The organism is Neobacillus muris, assembly GCF_943193175.1.
GTDB lineage: Bacteria > Bacillota > Bacilli > Bacillales > Cytobacillaceae > Neobacillus > Neobacillus muris.
Genome location: NZ_CALPDF010000032.1, coordinates 24710 through 46814, shown reverse-complemented (window position 1 = coordinate 46814; position 22105 = coordinate 24710). Strand labels below are relative to the sequence as shown.

At 40.1% G+C, this 22105-nt stretch carries 24 protein-coding genes; 7 read left to right on the top strand and 17 right to left on the bottom strand.

Annotated elements, in window-relative coordinates; translation table 11 throughout:
* The first annotated feature begins 60 nt into the window (after positions 1-60).
* On the top strand, positions 61-516 hold the full coding sequence (locus NFS43_RS17835) for a CBS domain-containing protein (RefSeq protein ID WP_251554118.1): 456 nt from the start codon (positions 61-63) through the stop codon (positions 514-516).
* Between the two features lie 56 nt (positions 517-572).
* On the opposite strand, the gene NFS43_RS17830 is transcribed toward NFS43_RS17835, so the two are convergent.
* From NFS43_RS17830 to NFS43_RS17795, 8 genes are all read right to left on the bottom strand, one after another.
* The gene (locus tag NFS43_RS17830) at positions 573-1463 is read right to left on the bottom strand and encodes a YitT family protein (RefSeq protein WP_251554117.1); all 891 of its coding nucleotides are present in this window, start codon (positions 1461-1463) and stop codon (positions 573-575) included.
* A gap of 188 nt (positions 1464-1651) precedes the next feature.
* Positions 1652-2494, bottom strand: a complete 843-nt coding sequence (locus tag NFS43_RS17825) for an aldo/keto reductase (protein ID WP_251554116.1) — start codon at positions 2492-2494, stop codon at positions 1652-1654.
* Positions 2495-2626: 132 nt separating this feature from the next.
* The gene (locus NFS43_RS17820) at positions 2627-3364 is read right to left on the bottom strand and encodes a sirohydrochlorin chelatase (protein ID WP_251554115.1); all 738 of its coding nucleotides are present in this window, start codon (positions 3362-3364) and stop codon (positions 2627-2629) included.
* Between the two features lie 30 nt (positions 3365-3394).
* Positions 3395-3994, bottom strand: a complete 600-nt coding sequence (gene cysC / locus NFS43_RS17815; RefSeq protein ID WP_251554114.1) for an adenylyl-sulfate kinase — start codon at positions 3992-3994, stop codon at positions 3395-3397.
* Positions 3995-4005: 11 nt separating this feature from the next.
* Positions 4006-5154, bottom strand: coding sequence for a sulfate adenylyltransferase (sat, locus tag NFS43_RS17810; protein ID WP_251554113.1), 1149 nt, complete (start codon positions 5152-5154; stop codon positions 4006-4008).
* Between the two features lie 23 nt (positions 5155-5177).
* On the bottom strand, positions 5178-6224 hold the full coding sequence (locus tag NFS43_RS17805; RefSeq protein ID WP_251554112.1) for an inorganic phosphate transporter: 1047 nt from the start codon (positions 6222-6224) through the stop codon (positions 5178-5180).
* Positions 6225-6266: 42 nt separating this feature from the next.
* Entirely contained in the window at positions 6267-6983 is a 717-nt protein-coding gene (locus tag NFS43_RS17800) for a phosphoadenylyl-sulfate reductase (RefSeq protein ID WP_251554111.1), read from the bottom strand.
* Between the two features lie 82 nt (positions 6984-7065).
* Positions 7066-7221 (bottom strand): YezD family protein, encoded by a 156-nt coding sequence (locus NFS43_RS17795; RefSeq protein WP_251554128.1) that lies wholly within the window; start codon positions 7219-7221, stop codon positions 7066-7068.
* A 440-nt stretch (positions 7222-7661) separates the two neighbouring features.
* On the opposite strand from NFS43_RS17795, the gene NFS43_RS17790 reads away from it, so the two are divergent.
* Together NFS43_RS17790 and NFS43_RS17785 are read left to right on the top strand one after the other, a co-directional pair.
* Positions 7662-8531 (top strand): cation diffusion facilitator family transporter, encoded by an 870-nt coding sequence (locus NFS43_RS17790; RefSeq protein ID WP_251554110.1) that lies wholly within the window; start codon positions 7662-7664, stop codon positions 8529-8531.
* Positions 8532-8637: 106 nt separating this feature from the next.
* Positions 8638-9495 (top strand): MBL fold metallo-hydrolase, encoded by an 858-nt coding sequence (locus tag NFS43_RS17785; protein ID WP_251554109.1) that lies wholly within the window; start codon positions 8638-8640, stop codon positions 9493-9495.
* Between the two features lie 134 nt (positions 9496-9629).
* On the opposite strand, the gene htpG is transcribed toward NFS43_RS17785, so the two are convergent.
* Together htpG and NFS43_RS17775 are read right to left on the bottom strand one after the other, a co-directional pair.
* Complete coding sequence (gene htpG, locus NFS43_RS17780) at positions 9630-11510, bottom strand: molecular chaperone HtpG (protein WP_251554108.1); 1881 nt, start codon at positions 11508-11510, stop codon at positions 9630-9632.
* Positions 11511-11705: 195 nt separating this feature from the next.
* Positions 11706-13175, bottom strand: coding sequence for a PAS domain S-box protein (locus NFS43_RS17775; RefSeq protein ID WP_251554107.1), 1470 nt, complete (start codon positions 13173-13175; stop codon positions 11706-11708).
* Positions 13176-13518: 343 nt separating this feature from the next.
* On the opposite strand from NFS43_RS17775, the gene NFS43_RS17770 reads away from it, so the two are divergent.
* Entirely contained in the window at positions 13519-14136 is a 618-nt protein-coding gene (locus tag NFS43_RS17770) for a YitT family protein (RefSeq protein ID WP_251554106.1), read from the top strand.
* 6 nt (positions 14137-14142) lie between these two features.
* Here the strand turns inward: NFS43_RS17770 and cysC (NFS43_RS17765) are convergent, their stop codons facing one another.
* The 5 genes from cysC (NFS43_RS17765) to NFS43_RS17745 all read right to left on the bottom strand — a co-directional run bounded on the left by cysC (NFS43_RS17765) (position 14143) and on the right by NFS43_RS17745 (position 17996).
* Positions 14143-14745 carry an adenylyl-sulfate kinase gene (gene cysC, locus NFS43_RS17765; protein ID WP_251554105.1) on the bottom strand — a complete coding sequence of 201 codons (603 nt, stop codon included), beginning with the start codon at positions 14743-14745 and terminating at the stop codon, positions 14143-14145.
* Positions 14746-14773: 28 nt separating this feature from the next.
* Complete coding sequence (gene sat / locus NFS43_RS17760; RefSeq protein WP_251554104.1) at positions 14774-15931, bottom strand: sulfate adenylyltransferase; 1158 nt, start codon at positions 15929-15931, stop codon at positions 14774-14776.
* 43 nt (positions 15932-15974) lie between these two features.
* Positions 15975-16634 carry a phosphoadenylyl-sulfate reductase gene (locus NFS43_RS17755; protein WP_251554127.1) on the bottom strand — a complete coding sequence of 220 codons (660 nt, stop codon included), beginning with the start codon at positions 16632-16634 and terminating at the stop codon, positions 15975-15977.
* Positions 16635-16698: 64 nt separating this feature from the next.
* A complete protein-coding gene (locus NFS43_RS17750) occupies positions 16699-17244 on the bottom strand; it encodes a histidine phosphatase family protein (RefSeq protein ID WP_251554103.1) in 546 nt (181 codons plus the stop codon).
* Complete coding sequence (locus NFS43_RS17745) at positions 17229-17996, bottom strand: phosphosulfolactate synthase (RefSeq protein ID WP_251554102.1); 768 nt, start codon at positions 17994-17996, stop codon at positions 17229-17231. The genes NFS43_RS17750 and NFS43_RS17745 overlap by 16 nt, the downstream gene beginning before the upstream one ends.
* Positions 17997-18214: 218 nt before the next feature.
* Between NFS43_RS17745 and NFS43_RS17740 the strand changes: the two genes are divergently transcribed.
* From NFS43_RS17740 to NFS43_RS17730, 3 genes are all read left to right on the top strand, one after another.
* Complete coding sequence (locus NFS43_RS17740; protein ID WP_420910342.1) at positions 18215-19408, top strand: MFS transporter; 1194 nt, start codon at positions 18215-18217, stop codon at positions 19406-19408.
* A 90-nt stretch (positions 19409-19498) separates the two neighbouring features.
* Positions 19499-19783, top strand: coding sequence for a hypothetical protein (locus NFS43_RS17735; RefSeq protein WP_251554100.1), 285 nt, complete (start codon positions 19499-19501; stop codon positions 19781-19783).
* Positions 19784-19941: 158 nt separating this feature from the next.
* Positions 19942-20706 (top strand): sulfite exporter TauE/SafE family protein, encoded by a 765-nt coding sequence (locus tag NFS43_RS17730; protein WP_251554099.1) that lies wholly within the window; start codon positions 19942-19944, stop codon positions 20704-20706.
* 72 nt (positions 20707-20778) lie between these two features.
* Here the strand turns inward: NFS43_RS17730 and NFS43_RS17725 are convergent, their stop codons facing one another.
* Positions 20779-21882: a GerAB/ArcD/ProY family transporter gene (locus NFS43_RS17725; protein ID WP_251554098.1), complete on the bottom strand. Its 1104-nt coding sequence runs from the start codon at positions 21880-21882 to the stop codon at positions 20779-20781.
* Positions 21879-22103, bottom strand: a complete 225-nt coding sequence (locus tag NFS43_RS17720) for a hypothetical protein (RefSeq protein ID WP_251554097.1) — start codon at positions 22101-22103, stop codon at positions 21879-21881. The genes NFS43_RS17725 and NFS43_RS17720 overlap by 4 nt, the downstream gene beginning before the upstream one ends.
* Between the last annotated feature and the right edge of the window lie 2 nt (positions 22104-22105).

The following is a 22105-nucleotide window of genomic DNA, read 5'->3' as shown; positions in this document are numbered from 1 at the left end:
CAAAGAGAGGTATAATACAATCATTATGATAACTACCTGTATTTAAGAAGGAGAAGTCGGATGTTAGCAAAAGAAATTATGATTACGAATGTTCATAAAGTAAAGGAAGATGAAACTGTAAGGTCAGTAATTGAAAAATTCATTAAGTACAGGATCAGCGGGCTTCCAGTTGTTAATGACAGAAACGAAGTTGTCGCTTATATAAGTGATGGAGATATTTTAAGATATATCGGCAAGCACGAGGACCGTATCGTGGACAATGTTTACTATACTTTTGTTATCAAGGGTGACCAAGAGGAATTTGAGGAACGTGAAAAACGGCTATTAGATTTAAATGTCATGGAAATCGCCAAGAAAAAAGTGATAAAAGCTGATTGGAACGATGAGATTGAAGTGATTGCGGCATTATTAGGAAAACGGCAAATTAAAAAGGTCCCTGTAGAACGAAATGGTGTATTGGCAGGCATTATCAGCCGCGGAGATGTGATCCGCAACGCCTTTAAAGCGCTGCTATAATTGAAAGAGGATGGTTCATTTGGATTCGAATGAACTATCCTCTTTTTAAAGATATTTCAATGGATATTTTTCTTTTTAAAATTTCCTCCCCTGACTTCGGCAATATCGGCAATGGCAAGAAACGCAGAGGGGTCAATTTCTTCTACAATGGTTGTTAATTTGGACTCTTCCAGCCTGCTGATAATACTAAATACAACTTTCCTATTTTCCCCAGTGAAGGCGCCTTCCCCTTTTAAATAGGTAACGCCTCTGCCTAAACGGTCATTAACGGCGGTGCCTATTTCATCAGCATTGTCACTGATGATCCACACAGATTTTGTTTCTTCAAGCCCTTGAACTACCGTATCGATGGCTTTTGATGCAATCACATAGGCTAAAACAGAATACATTGCGCGGTCCCAAGTAAAGACAAAACCAGCTGTTCCTAAAATAAAAAAGTTCATAAACATAATTATCTGGCCAACGGAGAACGGAATTTTTTTGTTAATTACAATGGCAAGGATTTCAGTACCGTCTAATGCTCCGCCGTTGCGAATGACTAGTCCTACACCTATCCCTAAAATCATTCCTCCGAAAACAGTAGCTAATAGGATATCTTCAGTAAAAGCGGGTATGGGGTGAAAAAATGAGGTGAATATGGATAAAACGATAATTCCATATATAGTAGAAAAGGCAAATGTCTTTCCCATTTGTTTATATCCCATATAGACAAATGGAAGGTTAAGGATAAATAGAAATAGACCCAGTTTCCAACCGGTAATATGAGAGATCATAATCGAGATACCTGTGATCCCTCCATCAATGACATTATTTGGAACGAGAAAGATTTCCAATCCTGTCGCCATTAAAATGGCTCCAATCGTTATTGCAATAATCCGAAAAATTATTTTGGATAATGGCAGTTTGCGGTGCTGTTGGTGAATAAGCGCTTTTTCAAGTTCTGTCATTCAATCACTCCTCATGATTTTCATTTAGATGCTCCACTATTCCTATAATCCTAACAGATTATGAAAATATACTCCTATTTTACCATATTCCAAGCAGATTATGAACTATTGTTCATATTTTGTCCAATTAAATTCCCTAACCCCAAACCAGCGGCAGAGTCACTGTCCGCTGGTTTGGAATTCTATCATTACTCTTCAAAACCTGCCCTCATTGTGTCAGGATCTGAACCGACGCGCTCATTTTTATTTAAGGCATCAATCTTGTTCATATCATCCTCAGACAACTCGAAATCAAAAATATTTGCATTTTCAATGATTCGATGCTCTTTTATGGATTTTGGAATTGTTACAACCTTGGTTTGCAAATCCCACCTTAAAATGACTTGTGCAGGTGTTTTTCCATACTTGGCTGCAATCTCTTTTATGGTTGAATCGTCTAAAAGTTGGCCTTGCTTTAATGGCGACCATGCCTCTAGTTGAATCCCATGATTTTGGCAATAGGCCAATAGATCTTTCTGGGTTAAGTGCGGGTGGTATTCCACTTGATTGACCATCGGCTGAATTTCTGCATCTTTCAATAATTCATCTAAATGATGGATTTTAAAGTTGCTTACGCCTATTGCCCGGACCCGGCCATCCTTATAAAGCTTTTCAAGTGCCTTCCAAGTTTCCTTAAATTTCGTTTTGCCTGGCCAATGAATTAAGTATAAATCTAAATAATCCAGCCCTAATTTTTGCAAGCTTGTATCAAATGCTTTTAGGGCAGACTCATAGCCTTGATCGCTATTCCATACTTTGGAAGTGACAAATAATTCCTCTCTTGGAACCCCTGATTCCCGAATGCCTTGGCCAACTCCCTCTTCATTTTGATAAATAGCTGCAGTATCAATGCTTCGATAGCCGTTTTTAATGGCTGCCTTAACCGATTCAACGACCTCTGAACCTTCTTTTACTTTAAACACGCCAAGTCCAAACCATGGCATTTCTACTCCGTTATGTAATTTAGTTGTGTCGGTTAAACTTGTTGGCATTCCTTAAATCCCCCTTCAGTATGTATTCAAACAGGACTAAGATATTATGTCCTATTTCTTATTTTACCTATACATGAATAAAATGGCATTAAAAAAGCACTTCTATCGAAGCACTATTTCTTTCTTTCTACATCAATCACCCATTGTTCCCATAGCCCGCTCCATAACAATATCCTCAAAGATTTGGTGGCTGCTTAACGTACCAGTATGAATTATTTTGACCCCTTGTTTTTGCCGTTTACGTACCTCTAAATCGACTTCAGCCAATAAAAGTCCAGAAAATAATAAATACGGAATGACAATGATCCGCCCGCCGGCAGTTGTCTCTGACATAGATTCAAGTCCTTCCAGAAACCGGGGCTCTGCTGCAGCCAAATAACCAACAGATATATGTTTTATGCCAAGCCGCCGCTGTATCCCCTTGGCAATTTTGGAAAAAGCGTCGTGAATGCCCGGATCGCTGCTTCCTCTTCCCACTATCAAAATGGCATCTTGAGGCGTCAAGTCGATGACCATATCTCTTACAAGGTCAGCTATGCCATCCAATATTCTGGTTTCAACTCCAAATGGATTTCTGATGGCTACTGTTACATCTGGGTATTGTTCTTTCAATGTGGACAACACGGATGGTATATCCTGCTTAATATGCCCAGCCGCTAATAGAAAAAGCGGAACAACGGTGATGTCCGTTGCTCCACGCTGTACGCAGCGCCTAAAGCCTTCTTCTATGAGCGGTTCGGTAAGTTCAAGAAAACTAATTTCTTGGATTGAAACCGGAATTCTATCAATTACACGATGGATAAAAGCCTTTGCTTCTTCAGCCCCTTTTTTCGAACGGGTACCATGGCCAATATATAGGATTGCTTTCATCGCAGTGTACCCCCTTCAAATTTAGAAGCGTTATATGATATTTTTTCCCTTTAAATAATTTAATATTTGTTCAACCGCCCCGTCAACTGTAACCTTGGATGAATCAATGATTATTTCAGCTTTTTCCGGAGCTTCGTATGGAGAATCAATTCCAGTAAAATCTTTGATTTCTCCCCGGCGTGCTTTGGCATAAAGCTGCTTTGGGTCGCGCCGTTCACATTCGTCAATCGGGCAATTAATAAAAATCTCGATAAATTCTCCTTCTTCAAACAGTGCGCGCACCTGGTCACGGTCCGATCGGAAAGGGGAAATAAATGCGGTGGTCACGATATTGCCGCTATCTACAAACAGTTTCGCCACTTCCCCTATCCTGCGGATGTTCTCCGTGCGGTCATGCTCTGAAAAACCAAGATCCTTGTTGAGACCGTGGCGAATATTATCCCCATCAAGCACATATTCATGAATCCCTAACCTGAACAATTCATTAGATACTGCGTTAGCGATCGTCGATTTCCCCGAACCTGACAGTCCGGTAAACCAAAGTGTGCAGCTGCCGTGGCCATTTTGTGCACGTCTGTCCTGTTTCGTGATTGTTGTTTCATGCCATGTAATATTTGTTGACTTAGACATCATTTTTCTCCTTACACCGTGGTTTTTTCCCGCATGCCTTCGATCAGTACCTCTACAACCTCTTTGCGGCTGAATGCAGCTGGGGGCAAGACACCAGACCTGAGCATTTCTCTCACCTTCGTGCCGGATAGATTCACCCGATCTTCCTTGCCATGCGGACAGGTTTTGTCAGAAGCCATTCCTTCGCATTTTATGCAATAAAAGCTGTGTTCAAAAAATAGCGGTTTGATGCCCAATTCTTCTTCAGTAAATTCGCTAAAAATATGTTGGGCATCATAGGTCCCATAATAATTGCCAACGCCTGCATGGTCGCGGCCGACTATGAAGTGTGTGCAGCCAAAGTTTTTTCGGGCGATCGCATGGAAAATCGCTTCCCTCGGCCCTGCATAACGCATGGCCGCAGGATATACCCCCAGTTGTACACGCTCTTTTGGATAATAGTTATCTAACAGCACTCGATAGCTTTTTAAACGAACCTCAGCAGGGATATCATCTGATTTGGTTTCTCCTACCAGTGGATTGACAAACAGGCCATCTACCGTCTCCAAAGCGGCTTTTTGAATATATTCGTGCGCACGATGAATGGGATTTCTAGTTTGGAACCCAACTATCGTTTTCCAGCCCTTTTCCTCAAACAACGCTCTTGTTTCTTTTGGCTCAAACCATACATCACCAAAGATGCCCTTTTCAGATTTTTTGATTAGAACCACTTCCCCGGCAACGTAAACAGGTCCTCTTTCAAATAGCCGTTTCACGCCAGGATGAGCTAATTCAGTTGTTTTATAAACATTCAAAGCTTCCTTCTCTAAATCCGGTTCATACCACTCTGAAACCCTAATGGTTCCATATGCCTCACCCTCAAAAGTGAGCTTATATTCCCCGCCTACCGACAATTGTTCAGCTGTTTCATAAGATACCGGAAGTGTAACTGGAATGGACCAAACCGTATTGTCAGCTAATCTCATACTCTCGACAACCGATTCATAATCCTCCTTCCCTAAGAAACCAGTAAGCGGACTGAATAGCCCTATGCCAATAAGTTCTAAATCGCTCAATGCAATCGCATCAAGTTTAATTTCCTGCGTAATATTTGTTAGGTTATAGTCAGGATGAAAAGCATCAACTAACTTTCCTCCATGTGGTTTTGGTAAAAATGACATGTCAATCAACCTTTCTTTTTGAATTATTGTTCTTTTGCAACATTCGATTTTGTGACAGCAGCTCCCATTGAGGGTGTTTTCTTCATTAAAGATATCACCCCAAAAACGGAGATGAGCATACCAACCATAACAACGATGGGATAAATATTCTGTTCAATCACTAATTGGATGATCGTATAGGAAAGAACCATGGATAACACTGGCGAAACAGCCCAAACTGTCAGGAGCTGAACCACGATATCCTTTTTTAACACCTCACTCCCCTGCTTAGCAAACCCGATCCCGATAATCGAGGAGGTAGTGATCTGCGTAAGGGGAATCGGGATTCCAAAAATAGAAGCTGTTGTGACAATGCCTGCCCCCGTTCCTGAAATAATGCAGCCCTCTTCCAACTTAAGTGCAGTAATTTTTTTTCCGTTTGTTTCAATCACTCGGTGTCCAAAAAAACAAGCACCGGCAGCCACTGCAAGCCCGCCCCATAAAACCGCATCCCTTTTCCCCATTAAAGATGCCGCCACTAAAGGGCCTACAGCGTTGGCCACATTATTCATCCCGGCGGAAAAGGCTTCAAACAATCCCATAAAAACAACCAATATGGCCAATATGAGACCAGCCTGTGGTTTAGCTGTCCAGGTTTGAAAAACTTTCAACTTTAACAAATTGGCGGCAGCTACAGCAATAAGAAAGGCGGCCAAAGGAGAAAGCAGCCAGAAAAGAGCAATCCAAATCAAATGGCTGATATAGACGGATTGGTAAACAATCCCTGCACCAACCACTGCCCCTACAGCCACTTCACTGGTAGACAGCGGGATTCCAAAAAAATTGGCTAGGAATAGCGATAAAGCCGCTGAAGCTAACACGATTAAAGCAATCGCATTGGTAAAGGTACTGCTGGGAACAATACCGCTGCCAATCGTTTTTACAACCTCTCCTCCGCCAAGATAGGCACCCAAAAAAACAGCTATGGAGCATAGAAATAAGGCTAATTGCCTTTTAACAACCCCTGCACCATAAGAAATTCCCATTGAGGCAGCTGCACCGCTTGCACCAATATTGGCGGCAAAAAACATTCCAATTGTAACAGCAATGATGGTTACCGTAGGAATCCCTCCTTATGTCGTGTGCAGGCCGCACTCTGTCTTACTGCTTCCGGTCCACCGTCCGGCACGGGAATCTCCGCCCGCCTCAACCGCTTGTGTACATGGGAAGCAGCCAATACTTGGATAATTTCGATCATGCAATTCATTATATGGAAGATCATTTTCCTTGATATAATCCCAGACTTCGTCCCATGTCCAATGGATTAACGGGCAAACTTTGATATTCTTAAATTTCTCGTCCTTGTTAAGGAATTGGGTGTCCTTTCTTGTTGGGGACTGGTCCCTGCGCAGCCCGGAAATCCAAGCTTTCTTGGCTGTCAGCGTCTCCCTTAGCGGAAGGACTTTTCGAATGTGGCAGCATTGGTTGGGATCCCGCTTCCAAAGTGCTGTGCCATACTTTGCCGCCTGTTCGTCCAATGTCAGGGAGGGCTGTTTTCTTTCAATGTTTAAGGTTGGGAATCGTGCTTCAATCCGGTCAATGACTTCATACGTTTCAAGAAAATGCAAACCTGTATCCAAAAAGACGATATGGGCATCTTGTTTTACTTGATGAATTAAATCGATTAATACGATAGCCTCGGCTCCGAAGCTGGAGGAATAAACGATTTGATCCTGAGGATAATGCTGGTAAGCCCACTTCAAAACAGCCAGAGCCCCTTTCGTTTTATCATCTATAGAAAAGGAATCTGATAATTGGTTCCAATTTTCATAGGTTAGTAAACTAGTCATTTCATCAACTCCAAAATAATTTAATAAAAAAAAGGCAGCCTTCCACCAAAAATTGGTGATAGACCGCCTCTAGTTTGTCTAGTCAGCGTGGTTTATTTGATTGAAGACGAACCTTTTCACTTTTTTCAATTTGGACAACTTTGCCGTCCTGTACAACTAAGGTTATGGATCCAAATTGTATATTCGAAAGCATTCTCTCTACATGCTCAGCAATTTCCTTCCATTCTGATGGCTTCAGTGGATTCGCCCCCTTTTTTCACAAAAATACCTCCCCCATTCAGGAAAGGCGTATGCATTGTTTCACACCTTATCTCTAAAATGAGATTCATTTTGCTGGAATTGGCGCCTTGCTCTGCAGGATACCGGGCTTCTTACAACCAGTTCCTCAGGCTTCTAGAAAAGAATTTTTTTATTTGGTTGAGATTAATCCTATTATACCAATAGGAATTTGTCAATATAATAACTTAAAATATTGTAAAAATTTAATTACCTTAATTTAAAGAAAACTGTCTATTGGAATCACGGGATTTTTTGTAAATATATCCCTTTTTTGTTTCCTTACTGAAACTATTTTTACTTTGAAAATAAATGTAAGAACCAACTAAAAAGATTGCTATAGACCCACTCGTTTCAAGCTTGTTAAGATAAGTAAGGGTATTATTAGTGGAGGCTTTTGATATGGATCAAGATAAATATTTGAGCTTAAGAAAAGGTGAAAAAGGAGCGATCGTAAGTATTGCCGCTTACCTTTGCTTAGCCGCCTTAAAAATTTTCGTAGGATATGGAGCAAATTCTGAGGCATTAAAAGCGGATGGATTCAACAATATAACGGATATCGTTTCTTCTTTAGTTGTGTTAATCGGTTTAAGAGTCTCTCAAAGGCCTGCAGACAATGACCATCCTTATGGACATTGGAAGGCAGAATCGGTTGCATCGATGGTATCCTCTTTCATTATGATGGCCGTTGGGATTGGCGTCCTTATTGATGCAGTTTCAACGTTTGTCAATGGCAAGGGGGCATCACCTGATCCAATTGCGGCGATTACTGGCTTGGCGTGTGCATTTATGATGTATCTTGTCTACCGTTACAATCGGAATCTGGCAAAAAAAACGAACAGCCAGGCCGTTATGGCTGCCGCAAAGGATAATCTCTCGGACACTTGGGTCAGCGCAGGGACAGCCATTGGAATCATTGGAGCACAGTTCAAACTCCCTTGGCTTGATCCGGTTACGGCTGTTATTGTCGGTTTCCTCATTTGCCATACAGCTTGGGATATTTTTCGTGATTCTTCCCATAGGTTGACCGATGGATTTGATGTAAAAGAAATGGATGCTTTTAAAGTAACCGTACAAAGGATCAGCGGCGTAAAGGGAATCAAAGATATAAAGGCAAGAAATTATGGCAATAACGCCGTGGTGGACGTCGTCATTCTCGTCAATTCAAACTTAAACATACGGGATGCGCATGACGTCGCTGACAAAGTCGAGGCGGAATTAAGAAAGACGCATGATGTTTATGATGTAAATGTTCATGTGGAACCTAATTAAAAAGCTTGTATGGGTAGGATCCATTCCGCTATCGATTGGGATAATTAGAATTCTTTGTGAAAAACTATTCTTAGTTCGTCACTTTACCGTATAAGGAGTTTAATGCATGGAGAAGGAATTATCATATGGCAGTGATTATAAGTTCATTCCTGCTACATCTATTGGAAACGGTGTGGGAATTTCCGTATTGCCGGATATATTTTGTTATACGATCCAAATCGTCAATATTATTTTTGCAGGGAATCCAGACACAAAGGAATTTGTACTGGTAGATGCCGGAATGCCGAAATCAGCTGACGAAATTATCAGGGTCACTGAAGAACGGTTCGGGTCAGGAGCCTCCCCAAAAGCAATTATACTGACGCATGGCCATTTCGACCATGTCGGGGCTATTGTTGAGCTCGTTCAGAAATGGGAGGTTCCAGTTTATGCACACGAATTGGAACTGCCCTATTTAACGGGAAAAATGAGCTATCCGGAGCCTGATCCTACTGTTGAAGGGGGAATGGTTGCCAAAATGTCTCCTCTCTTCCCGAATGAACCCATCAACCTAGGAAAACATGCATCAGCGCTTCCCTTAGATGGAAGCGTTCCTAACATGCCGGGATTCCGCTGGATTCACACACCTGGGCATTCAATTGGGCATGTCTCTCTTTTCCGTGATTCTGACAGGCTGTTAATTGCGGGAGATGCTGTCATTACCGTTAGGCAGGATGCCTTGTACAAGGTCATTACACAGGAACAAGAAGTAAACGGTCCCCCCAGGTATCTAACAACAGACTGGCCGGAGGCATGGAATTCGGTCAAAAAACTGGAGGCATTAAAGCCGGCTGTTGCTATTACAGGCCATGGCATCCCGATGTCAGGAGAACCATTAACAAACGGTTTGTCGAAACTTGCAAATGAGTTTGATAAGCTTGCCATTCCGGATTACGGCAAATATGTTGATGGGCCGCTGCATTGATTCATCAAAAAAAGGGTGAGAAGCGATAATAACGATCATTCGCCTCTCACCCTTTTTATCAGACTTCCTCTTTTTGGTCACGTAGAACACTTTAACAGATGTTCTACGTAATTAGACATATAAACTCCACTGGTTTACATCATGATCTTGCAAATATCATTTGTGAATTCGACTGGATCTTCGATAGGGAGTCCCTCGATTAATAAGGCTTGGTTATATAGCAAGTGTGTATATAGAGCCAATTTGTCCTTATCATTCTCAAAAGCGGCTTTCAAAGAAGTGAAAACATCATGATGGACATTGATCTCCAACACTTTGTCCGCTTTAACATTTTGATTATTCGGCATCATATTTAGAACCTTTTCCATCTCAATCGATACATCGCCATCGGCAGTTAAACAAACCGGGTGCGATTTCAACCGTTTCGAAATTCGAACATCCTTTACCTTGCCGGACAATAAATTTTTCATAAACTCAAATAACTCTTTGTTTTCCTCTTCTTCCTCAGCTGTTACTTTTTCTTTTTCGTCGGCCTCAATGCCGATGTCACCGCTGGCAACATTTCTAAATTCTTTCTCTTTGTATGACATCAGCATTTTAATAGCAAATTCATCAATATCATCAGTGAAATATAAGATTTCATAGCCTTTATCAGCCACTAATTCAGTTTGCGGCAGTTTCTCAATTCTTTCGTTGGTATCGCCAGTCGCATAATAAATATATTTTTGACCTTCTGGCATTCTTGATACATACTCATCCAAAGTTATCAATTTTTTCTCCTTTGAAGAGTAAAACATTAACAGGTCTTTCAATTCCTCCTTATGAGAACCGTAGTCACTGTACACACCGAATTTTAGCTGGCGGCCAAAACCTTTATAAAACTCATCATATTTCTCTCGGTCATTTTTTAGTAAACTAATTAACTCACTTTTAATTTTCTTGCTAATATTTTTGGCAATCAGCTTCAATTGGCGGTCATGCTGCAGCATCTCACGGGAAATATTGAGAGATAAATCCTCTGAATCCACCATTCCTTTGACAAAACTGAAATAGTCAGGCAGCAAATCTGCGCATTTGTTCATGATTAACACGCCGCTGGAATACAGCTCTAACCCTTTTTCATATTCCGGTGAATAATAATCAAACGGTATCTTTTCTGGAATATATAATATCGCATTGTATCTGACAGCACCATCTACACTAATATGAATAGATTTTAGCGGCTTGTCAAAACCATAATGCTTTTCGGCATAAAAGTTGTTATAGTCCTCATCCGTAAGTTCTGATTTGTTCTTTCTCCATATAGGAACCATGCTGTTAATGGTTTCTTCCTCTTGATACTCCTCATATTCATCTTCACTTTCAGGTTTCTTCCTGCTTTTGGTTAGATCCATTTTAATTGGATAGCGGATGAAATCGGAATACTTTTTAATGATGGATTTTAGGCGATACTCCTCTAAATATTCATCATAATTCTCATCCTCTGTATTCTCTTTCAGCTTCAAAATAATTTCTGTTCCGACAGACTCTTTTTCGCATGGAGAAATGGTATACCCATCAGCACCTGAAGATTCCCATTTATAGGCTTGCTCACTGCCAAGCGCTTTACTAATAACCGTCACTACATCGGCTACCATGAAGGCGGAATAGAATCCAACACCAAATTGGCCAATAATGTCATATCCATCTTTTAATTCATTTTCAGATTTAAAGGCATGCGAACCGCTTTTTGCAATGGTGCCAAGGTGGTTCTCCAGTTCTTCTTTGGTCATCCCAATTCCTGTATCGATAATTTTCAATGTCCGGTTTGCTTTATCTGCCTCAATTTTTATGTAGTATTGGTCTTTGTCGAATGTTAGCGATTCATCGGATAATGCCTTATAATAGATTTTGTCGATCGCATCGCTGGCATTGGAAATCAGCTCCCTTAGGAAGATTTCCCGATGTGTATAAATGGAGTTAATCATCATATCTAACAGACGTTTGGATTCCGCTTTAAACTCTTTTGTTTCCATTTTGACCTCTCCTCTAAATTATTTACTTATTTGATTATAATCGTAAGCGAAACAACCTTCAAACAGTTAGCACTCAGCGCATTAGAGTGCTAACAAATATTTTAATATCATATATTTTTTATTGAGTCAATACTATCCTGCTTGTAATTGATTAATTGCAAAAAAAAACGAACAATATTGTTCGTTTGCTAGTAACTATAATGGCAGGGCAATTTCAAGCACCGTTCCATTCGGGCTGCTTGATATATGAAATGTCCCATTATGGTTCTTGATGATTTGCATGCTTATCATTAAACCTAGTCCAGTTCCATTTTCCTTTGTAGTAAAAAAAGGCTGGCCAATTTGATCTAAATGTTCCTTAGCAATCCCTGTGCCTTGATCCGCTACCTTAATTAGAACTATGCCATCTTCTGGCCTGTCCACTTCTATTTTAATATCTCCGCCATTGGGCATCGCTTCAATTGAATTTTTCAGCAAATTAATGAATACCTGCTTTAATTGGTTCTCATCACAGATTAATAACGGGATTTCTGTTGAACAAATAATGGTTATATTAATATTATTTAAAATGGCTTGTGTATCAATAAGCGCTTTGACGTCCTCTAAGATTTTTAAAAGATTGGTCTGTTTAAACTTTTGTCCCTGCGGTTTAGACAGCAATAATAATTCACTGAGGATTTGCTCAATCCGGTTCATTTCTGATTTAATGATTTCAATATAAGTTGGCTTGACATTTTTATCCGCTTCCATGAGCTGAAGGAAGCCTTTAATGGAAGTTAAAGGGTTTCGAATTTCATGGGCAATCCCTGCAGCAAGCTGACCTGCAACAGAAAGCTTTTCTGATTGCAGGAGTAAATTTTGCGTTCTCTTTTTTTCTGATATATCTCTAATAATGATATGCCTTGCTGGCTCATTCTGATAGATGGCTGGAATCGCCTTTGTTTCGACATCAATAATTTTGCCATCAACACGGACAAGCTTTGTATCAATAAAGTCGGCAATTTCCCCGGTTTCAACTTGTTTCACTCGTTCTTTTAAAATATCCGAAAATTCATTAACTATAAAATCATTGATGCAGCGCCCAATAAGATCCGATTTGTACCTGGCACCTGCTAATTGGATAGCCGTATCATTTGCGAAAAGGATTTGGTTAGATTTTGCGATCACAACTGCATCAGGCGAGTGTTCAACAATTTCCCGATAAATCGCTTCCCGCTGTTGAATTTCTTCCGTTAACCGCCTCCTGCGCTGTTTAATCTCAGTAATATCCTTGGCGATTCCATATACACCAATAATCTCTTCCTCAACGACAATTGGATAATTGGTAATATTCACATCTAAAATTACACCGCTTTGGTGGATAATCTGGCAATCAAAATTCTGTAACTTTCCTTCTATTGCCTTATAAAAAAAGGAAAGCGCCCTATCTAAATGTTCTAATGTAACAATTTTCATATAATTCAGCTTGGCAAACTGCCCGGGATCATACCCAAATATCCGCTCACATGCTGGATTTAACGGCAAAAAGAACCCATCTAAATCCATCACATAGATGGCATCTGAATCACAGCTGAATAGGGGGCTGTATTGATTCAAACTGCCCTTGATATGAGTTTCTAGTAATTCCCGTTTATGTCTTTTAATATCTGAAATAGAAGTATTCATCACTTTAAAATAGATCCTTTCTTCATATCTTAAAAAAAAACCAAATTAGAAATCTAATTTGGCGCATGTCTAGGATCACTGCGAAATCATTCAACAACATTCGTCATAATTCTTTTTTCCTACTTATTATAGTAAGGCTTCAAAGCTAGATTTTCAATATGTTTCTCCATCATAAAGCACTCGAAAAATGACAGAATATGTTGGGAAATTTTTTTAAACTCCCTTTTTTGTCCTGTGCCAACATAATCTTTTCCTTCTTTTCATAGAATGGACAAGGAGGCGGGTTATAGGAGGAATGTAAGTTGGCTAAAAAATCTTGTATAACTGAACAATTCTATTTCCGATGAAAAGAACCCTTTTGACTTATTTTTGCCTGCTGGTTGGCGCCACTCTGCAAGGAATGTCGATGTCTTTGTTCTTATTTCCTCATTCTATCCCCTCCGGAGGGGCGGCAGGCATTGCTATTCTATTAAACCACTGGTTTAACTTGTCGCTAGGATTTTCTTTATGGCTTGCCAATATTGTTTTCTTATTGTTTGCCCTAAAATACTTTGGTTACACTTGGACTTTTCGAACCATCATTTCGGTGGCAACTACCTCCACCATTGTGACAATTTTGACCAGCACCATACCGCATTTTCATATTCATACGTTATTTGATATTGGTGCAGGAAGTATATTCTTTGGAGTTGGGGTCGGATTATTAATCCGTGCAGGTGCGTCCAGCGGAGGAATGGTGATTCCCGCGCTCATGATCGCTACCTACAAAAATTGGAGTCCTGGGAAGGTCATGATGGGAATCAATTTGCTCATCTTTTTGCTTACATCTCTTGTCATCGATTATAAAATTGTTCTGTATGCTGTTGTTTGCCAGTTTTTCTCGACCAATATCATTGATTTTATTTATGAATTAAAGTTTCAAAACTTGTTTTTCTTATCAGCCAATTGGAGAAAAAGATAGGAAGACCTATGAAAGGATCTTCCTATCTTTTAAATAGTCCAATATAAAAGCAACTGACTGTTCAATCGCCACCTTACTGGTTTCAATAGTTATTTCTGGATTTAAGGGCGGTTCATAGGGGGAGGAAATGCCAGTAAAATCAGGGATTTCCCCTTTTCGGGCTTTTCGGTATAATCCTTTGGGGTCCCGGTCTTCACACACTTGGATGGGACAATGCAAATAAATTTCAATAAACTCATCCGGCTCGAACATGCCTCTTACCAATTCCCTATCTTCACGAAATGGTGAAATGAAGGCAGAGGAAACAATTTGCCCACTGTCTACAAATAATTTGGCCACTTCACCGATTCTTCGGATATTCTCCTTGCGGTCCAGAGCTCCAAAGCTTAAATCTTTGTTTAGTCCATGGCGGATATTGTCTCCATCTAACACATAACTGTTAACGCCTTTTTGAAATAAGGCAAAATCAACTGCATTGGCCAATGTAGACTTGCCTGACCCTGAGAGGCCAGTAAACCACAGGACACAGCTAGTATGGCCATTTAATTTATGGCGGTCAGCTTTTGTGACGGTTGTTTGATGCCAAGTGATGTTTTTGCTCTTTCCCATTTTGTACACCTTCTATTTAAATGGTGTTTTAGCCAATTGAAGAATTTTCATAAACTTCTTTCATTCCAGCAATAAGAATTTCTATTACCTCAGGACGACTGAATTCCTTTGGAGGCTGCACGCCATTCTTTAACATCTCTCTAACTTTTGTTCCTGATAAAATGACACGGTGTTCCATGCTATGCGGACACGTTTTTTCTGATGCCATGTTTTCACATTTTTTGCAGTAAAAACTGTTTTCGAAAAATAGCGGCTTAATGCCCAATTCCTCTTCCTCAAAGCAGCTAAATATTTTTTGTGAATCATAGGTTCCGTAATAGTTTCCTACGCCGGCATGGTCACGGCCTACAATAAAATGAGTGCATCCAAAGTTTTTGCGGACAATGGCGTGAAAAATGGCTTCGCGAGGGCCGGCATATCGCATGGCAGCAGGAAAGACGGCTAAAAAAACGCGGTCAGCTGGGTAATATTTTTCAAGGAGAACCTGATAACTCTTCATGCGAATTTCGCTAGGTATATCATCTGATTTTGTTTCTCCCACCAATGGATTTAAAAATAAACCATCCACCGTTTCCAATGCTGACTTTTGAATATATTCATGGGCTCGGTGGACGGGATTGCGCGTTTGAAAACCGACTACCGACTTCCAGCCTAATTCCCGAAACTTTTCTCTAGTCTGGAGCGGATCTAAATAAAAAGATTGAAAATCGCCTTTATTCGGCAGATGGACCATCGTAATTGGACCTGCTATATAAACATCCGGCCGCTGGAAAAGTTTATTTACCCCAGGGTGCTTTAAATCGGCCGTTTGATATACTTTTTCCGCTTCCAAGTGTTTATTGGGCAAAAATTTTTCAGTTACTTTCATGGTCCCGTATATCTCACCCTGATAACCAAGGTGAATGGTTTCCCCAATTCCCAGTTTATGTGCTTCCGCATGATCGACTGCCAAAGTGATGGGCAGCGACCATGGGAGCCCATTATCAAGCCTCATCTGTTCAACAACAGAATAATAATCCTTTTCTCCCATAAAGCCTTCCAGCGGGCTATAAGCCCCATTTGCAATCAGCTCTAAATCACTTAATTCCAGCTTATCTAATTCAACATAGTTTGCCGAAAACTCTAGAGACTGCCCTATGTTCATCCGGTTGATTAATTTGCCGCCATGCGGGGTACTTTTTGCCAACGTTTAACCTCCTCAAACTTTATTTTGCTATTTTTAAAAAAATTTAGAGCTGATGCAGGCCGCACTCCGTTTTTGATAGTCCTGCCCAGCGTCCTGCTCGGGAATCCCCTCTATCCCCAACAGGCTTTGTGCATGGTGCACAGCCAATGCTCGGGTATCCTTTATCATGCAAAGGATTATAAGGCAGCTGATTAAGGTCAATGTAGTCCAGGACATCCCACCATGTCCAATGGATCAATGGACATACTTTAATATTTTTAAATTTTTCATCTTTATTAATATACTGGGTATGGCTTCTTGTAGGGGATTGATCTCGTCTTAACCCGGAAATCCAAGCTTTTGTACCACTTAATGCTACCCTTAATGGTTCAACCTTCCTCATTTGGCAGCAAAGATTGGGATTATGCTTCCATAGCTCCCTGCCATACCGCTCAGCCTGCTCTTCAACAGATAATTCGGGCTTCACCATTTGGATATTCAGCGAAGGATATCTTTCTTTTACTTGTTCAATTAATTGATAGGTTTCGGCAAAGTGAAGCCCCGTATCAAGAAATATGATTCGGGCATCCTTTTTTACCTTATGAATTAAATCAATTAACACAATCCCCTCCGCTCCAAAACTGCAGGCATAGACCATGTTATCCTGATATTCCTGATATGCCCATTTTAAAATATCCAAATAGTCTGGGTGATGGCTTAAAATACCGCTAACCTTTTTCTCCTCCCAGGATTCATAGGTAAGTACATCAGACAATCTTCTTCCCCTCCTATTTCATTATTTCATTTGGAAACCTTAGCGTAACACAGGCGTTGTTCCCTAAGTTCCGCTGATTCATATGATCAATATGGCCAAACTCTGCATAGGAGAGTAATGCTCGTATCCATGAGCCATGTCCGAACGCTAAAACATTAGAATATTTTTTGTACTTTTCCAAAAACATAGCTATTCGCTTCTCTAAATTTTCTATCTTTTCTCCTAAAATGATTGTTTTTGGTTTCATTACCCATTGATCTCCATAATGTTCAACTAATTCCTGTTTCAGTACTCCCTCAAACGGACCGAAATCCAATTCATCCAATAGCCCCTCTGTTTCCGGTTGAAAACCATAAAGCCCTGCCGTCTGATGTGTCCTTTTTAACGTACTGGCTAAAACAAGGTCAAAAGGGGCAAGCTTTTTCAGTACTTGCTGATTTTGGATGATTCCTTGCCGATACTCCTCTGTTAACGGAGAGATTCCTATATCCCGTTTCCCTTGGAGCCAAGATTTTTTATTCCATTCCGTAGGAAGATGCCTGATTAAAGTAAGTTGCATTCAATATCCTCCAGATAAAATGTTTCACTCCGCAATCCAACCCTCTGCGTCTCTAATACTAATACGTCATGGATTTTCACATTTCCCAAATTGACATTTGGCCCGATTTCTTTAATAAAATGCATTTGATGTTTGGAAGTTGGAGCTTCAAAAATAATTTTGTTAGGGTCGACCTGTTTGATTAACTCACGAATTAAATCAAATTTAATCGTGCCGCTCTGTTCATAAATTCCCGCTGTTCCCGAATCTCTTCCTTCCGTAATCACATATTCGCAACCTGCTGCAAGCAGCTGTTCCATTTCGTCCTTCCATTCAGAAATGTCCATTTCCTTATTGCAATCCTTGGATCCTACCTCGGCAATAACATGAAAATGGCTTTTTAACCTGGATACTAAATGGAGGCGTTCATGAATGGGAATATCCAAGGTCCCATTTGATACCTCAATCCATTCGATTCCTAATGATTGCAGGTATTGGACGTATTCTGGAATTTTATTTTGATAATAGCACTTTTCAAATAATGTGCCGCCGCAGTATGGACGAATATCATGTTCTTTGTATAAGTGAATCTTTTCCCTTAGATTTGGCGTCAAATAGGCTGAGCCAATTCCAATTTTAGCAATGTCTACCAGGTGTCCATAATCGGCTAATATATGTTTTAATTCCCCTATTGGAGTACCAAAATCCACTACTGATGTTAGTCCATATGTTCGTTTTCCTGTTGTCCTTTCTGGTAATGTTAAAAAATCCATAGGCAAAGCGCCTCCTCTTTTTTTCTAAAATAGATTATTCAAAAACTGGGTGAATGTGTAAATAATAGGCATTTTTCTTATAAATTAGGCAAATGCCTTGTATAAACTTTTGTGGCAAATCAAACAATAAAACAGGCTTATTCTCACAGTTAGGGGTGTGCGTGTTGGGAAAACAAAAGCATAATGGCTTAACTATTTTAGCCATCAGTTCCATCCCAATGATTCTGGTTTTGGGAAACTCGATGTTAATTCCGATACTCCCAAAGATGAAATCTGAATTAGACATTTCACAGTTTAAGGTTAGTTTAGTCATATCCGTTTTTTCTATTGCTGCAGCTATTTCTATCCCTGTTTTAGGTTATTTTTCCGACCGGTTTTCCCGAAAAGCCGTGATTATACCTGCGCTGATTCTATATGGGATCGGTGGTTTTTTAGCCGGATCAGCATCTGCCTGGTTTTCAAGTGCTTATACTTGGATTATGGCAGGAAGAATTATGCAGGGAATCGGGGCAGCAGGTACAGCGCCAATTGCCATGGCGTTAACCGGTGATTTGTTTAAAGGGGCCGAACAGAGTAAAGTGCTTGGCTTAGTTGAAGCTTCAAATGGTTTTGGTAAAGTCATCAGCCCGATTTTAGGCTCGCTTTTTGCACTGTTGTTTTGGTATGCTGCCTTTTTCGCTTTCCCCATTTTTTGTCTACTATCTATTTTGTTAACGATCTTTTTTATTAAAGAGAAAAAAGCAAAAAAGGAACCCCCTCCAGTCGGAAAATATGTAAAAGGGCTGGCTTCAGTATTTAAAACGGAAGGACGCTGGCTCTTTGCTGCCTATTTGACGGGAGCGGCCTGCCTGTTTACTTTATTCGGAATCTTATTTTACATTTCCGATATTCTTGAAAAAGAACATGGGATTGATGGGCTGCTTAAAGGCAGCATCCTTGCGATTCCATTGCTGTTTATGACAACCACTTCTTATATTACTGGAAGCAAAATAGGTAAAAGAATGAAGCTGATGAAGTCCTTAATTATTTTAGGCCTTATGTTGATGACGGCTTCGTTTGCTTGTCTTATTTTCTTTAAAAGCCTTGTTCCGTTCTTTTCCGTTCTGGTGGTCAGCAGTATCGGCACTGGGCTTGTCCTCCCTTGCATTAACAGCTTTATTACTGGTTCTGTACCAACAGACCGCAGGGGATTTGTTACATCTTTATATGGCTCCGTCCGTTTCTTAGGGGTGGCCATTGGTCCTCCTATCTTTGGCACTTTAATGGAATGGTCAAGGACCGGCATGTTTTTAATCACAGCAGGGTTAACCCTGTTTTGTGCATTACTTTGTCTCGTTCTGATCCACGTTGCAAAAAAGGAAAAGCCTTCTAAAGAAACCGATACTCTATTTGAAAAACTGCAATTTACTTAGAAAGCTGTTAAGAAAAGCGGAAGCGCCTGCCGGGCGTTTCCTTCCTTTTAATCATGGCAGAATTTATATTTCAAAAAGGAGTGAATTTCGTTGCAGATTTATTTTTCTCCAGAAGTCATAACCCCACAGTTTCAAGTGTTAAATGTCGTAAATAGTGCAAACAAAGCTGTAGGCAATGTGGCCTTTTTATTTGATGATAAAAAATTGTATGTCTATGGGATTTTAGAAGAGGAAGGTGTCGGAGAAGATTTTAAAGATTTAGTTACTCCCTATATAAAAGGTTTAGCAAAAGCCAAACCAGATGTCGACGTTTTCTCCTGCTTATATATCGGATGCCAAAAAATTAAACTGACAGAGAATGAAGAAGACAAATAGGAAAGCGTTTGTTGGAGCAAATAAAGGATTAGGGAGGATGACCGGGACTAAAAAACCCCTGGAATCCTCCTTATTTTTTATAATGTCATGTAACAAGGCATTCGACCACTTCATATTTTAATGTATATTTTAGTTTAGAGATATGGAGTGTACACCCTATGAGTATGAGCATCATCATAATGGGGCTTTTTATTGGATTCATGGTCGGATTAACCGGGGTAGGTGGTGCAGCTCTACTAACACCAATATTAATTTTATTAGGAATCAATCCTTCAATTGCTGTAGGAACGGATCTATTCTATAATTCCATTACAAAATTGTTTGGTTCAATCCAGCATTGGAAACAGAAAACAATCAATTTAAAGCTGGTTAAGTATTTGGCAATTGGCAGTATTCCAAGTGCGCTCTTGGCGGTAGGCATTCTTCATCTGTTTAATGCTTTTTTTCATAATCAGGAGCAAATTATTAAACATTCACTGGGCTATGTATTAATCTTGGTTGCAATTGCTACACTGATTAAAACTTTTATGAAAAAGAGAATGGAATGGAATCAGCTGCAGCTAAAACCAATCGAGGATAAACGGGCATTATCGATTACGATCGGTGTCGTCCTTGGTTTTATTGTCGGGCTGACTTCCATTGGTTCAGGTTCCATGTTTGCCCTAGCCATGCTTTATCTGTATCGAATGAGTCCATCAGAATTGGTTGGGACTGATATTGCCCACGCTTTTTTATTAGTGACTGCAGCTGGGCTTTTACATGCCGGAATCGGCAATGTGGATTATTTGCTGGCAATTAACCTGCTGTTAGGTTCGATCCCTGGTGTCATTTTAGGCAGCACCCTCTCCTCCAAATTCCCTGCAAAGCCTTTAAGAACAATATTGGCTATCATGATCTTAGTCAGTGGAATAAAACTAATCTGATATCGCGATAAGACAAATCCTTTAATTGATTGAAGGGGATGGCTAAGCAGCCCTCCCCTTCATTCTGCCCTTTTATAGGATGGGCTTACCCCTGAATTCATGATTTTTTCTTGTTCTGCGCCTGCAGACGATAAACAGGACAATGATGATCCCTTCTAAAAGCAGCCCAAGGGAACTCCATGTATATAATGAAAAATGAATATGCTCCATACTATTTTTAAACAAGAGAATCGAAAGGTAGCCCAAAATAAAGGACAAGGGAAACAGAAATTTGTTTGTGTTGGATTTATAATAAAAACTCAAGCAATGATTCAATGCATATAACAAAAAGGCAGTTTTGGTAATCAATGTCGGCATCCAGACAGCCGCAATCACTAAGTCTAGCCGATCCAAGAAGTCCGTGATATTAATTTGTTGAATAAGAATATATGATGGAAAAGTGGCTTCCTCAATAATCTTCTGTCCCAATACCGCAATCTCCAACACGATTATGATAAAAAAGTAAAAAGTACTGAGAACCGCTCCTAAAATAACGGCCCTCCTCGCCTCTTTCATTGGATTGATGCTTCCAACGGCGATAAGAAAAAAAAGCATCTCACCCAGCCAGGCAAAGGTGAAAAATACAGATTTCATGACAGAAGCTCCTGTTGATAATGAAGGAAGCGGCTGAAAATTGGTTACATCAATCTCATTAAGCAATAACAGCGGCAGAATGATAATGACGATTCCCAGAATAACAGAATGAATCGCATTGACTCTGGCGACCACCTCCAGGCCTGCCATACTGATATACACGATTGCTAATATGGTCAAAACCATAATCATCGAATTAGGGGTACTTGGCAATAAAACTGAACCGATAAAATCAATCATCGCCCTTACATCACGCACAAAGGTAAAAAGGATAAACAGCATAAAGAAAAAAATGAACCCCTTTTCCCATAAATTGCTCCGTTTTTTAATTGCGAAAAGGGCCTTCAGCGATTCAAGGTAACGTGGCTTTCCTAATAACAGATAGACGATTACGGTTAAGATCGGAAGATTAATCAGGGGAACCAGCCAGGAATTTTGTCCCCCAATATGAACTGTTATTTGCGGCAGACTAATAACAGCTGAACTGATAACAAAATTTACCGCTAAAAACATGATTTGCAAATTGGATATGATCTGCTTCATATATTCACAACCATCCTCGATAGTCTTCCGAACGTATTATTTAATAAAATGGTGATTCCATTCAAATGAACATGATATCCTTGCAATATGGTGCAGGCTAAGGCTGCGATCACCAGTAAATACATCCATTTCCGTTCTTTTTTTTCAGCAATTTTCGCCTTTAACATCACTACCACATAAATAATCAATGACAGCCAGACGACAATGATTCCTATATCCATTT

What these genes read in the sequence shown, in the direction of transcription:
- cysC (WP_251554114.1), bottom strand. Translation starts at nt 3,994, where the DNA reads ATGTCTAAGTCAACAAATATTACATGGCATGAAACAACAATCACGAAA.
- NFS43_RS17835 (WP_251554118.1), top strand. Translation starts at nt 61, where the DNA reads ATGTTAGCAAAAGAAATTATGATTACGAATGTTCATAAAGTAAAGGAA.
- NFS43_RS17805 (WP_251554112.1), bottom strand. Translation starts at nt 6,224, where the DNA reads ATGTTTTTTGCCGCCAATATTGGTGCAAGCGGTGCAGCTGCCTCAATG.
- NFS43_RS17750 (WP_251554103.1), bottom strand. Translation starts at nt 17,244, where the DNA reads ATGCAACTTACTTTAATCAGGCATCTTCCTACGGAATGGAATAAAAAA.
- cysC (WP_251554105.1), bottom strand. Translation starts at nt 14,745, where the DNA reads ATGGGAAAGAGCAAAAACATCACTTGGCATCAAACAACCGTCACAAAA.
- NFS43_RS17745 (WP_251554102.1), bottom strand. Translation starts at nt 17,996, where the DNA reads ATGGATTTTTTAACATTACCAGAAAGGACAACAGGAAAACGAACATAT.
- NFS43_RS17740 (WP_420910342.1), top strand. Translation starts at nt 18,215, where the DNA reads ATGATTCTGGTTTTGGGAAACTCGATGTTAATTCCGATACTCCCAAAG.
- NFS43_RS17820 (WP_251554115.1), bottom strand. Translation starts at nt 3,364, where the DNA reads ATGAAAGCAATCCTATATATTGGCCATGGTACCCGTTCGAAAAAAGGG.
- htpG (WP_251554108.1), bottom strand. Translation starts at nt 11,510, where the DNA reads ATGGAAACAAAAGAGTTTAAAGCGGAATCCAAACGTCTGTTAGATATG.
- NFS43_RS17725 (WP_251554098.1), bottom strand. Translation starts at nt 21,882, where the DNA reads ATGAAGCAGATCATATCCAATTTGCAAATCATGTTTTTAGCGGTAAAT.
- NFS43_RS17785 (WP_251554109.1), top strand. Translation starts at nt 8,638, where the DNA reads ATGGAGAAGGAATTATCATATGGCAGTGATTATAAGTTCATTCCTGCT.
- sat (WP_251554113.1), bottom strand. Translation starts at nt 5,154, where the DNA reads ATGTCATTTTTACCAAAACCACATGGAGGAAAGTTAGTTGATGCTTTT.
- NFS43_RS17790 (WP_251554110.1), top strand. Translation starts at nt 7,662, where the DNA reads ATGGATCAAGATAAATATTTGAGCTTAAGAAAAGGTGAAAAAGGAGCG.
- NFS43_RS17825 (WP_251554116.1), bottom strand. Translation starts at nt 2,494, where the DNA reads ATGCCAACAAGTTTAACCGACACAACTAAATTACATAACGGAGTAGAA.
- NFS43_RS17800 (WP_251554111.1), bottom strand. Translation starts at nt 6,983, where the DNA reads ATGACTAGTTTACTAACCTATGAAAATTGGAACCAATTATCAGATTCC.
- NFS43_RS17830 (WP_251554117.1), bottom strand. Translation starts at nt 1,463, where the DNA reads ATGACAGAACTTGAAAAAGCGCTTATTCACCAACAGCACCGCAAACTG.
- NFS43_RS17720 (WP_251554097.1), bottom strand. Translation starts at nt 22,103, where the DNA reads ATGGATATAGGAATCATTGTCGTCTGGCTGTCATTGATTATTTATGTG.
- NFS43_RS17775 (WP_251554107.1), bottom strand. Translation starts at nt 13,175, where the DNA reads ATGAATACTTCTATTTCAGATATTAAAAGACATAAACGGGAATTACTA.
- NFS43_RS17730 (WP_251554099.1), top strand. Translation starts at nt 19,942, where the DNA reads ATGAGTATGAGCATCATCATAATGGGGCTTTTTATTGGATTCATGGTC.
- NFS43_RS17770 (WP_251554106.1), top strand. Translation starts at nt 13,519, where the DNA reads ATGAAAAGAACCCTTTTGACTTATTTTTGCCTGCTGGTTGGCGCCACT.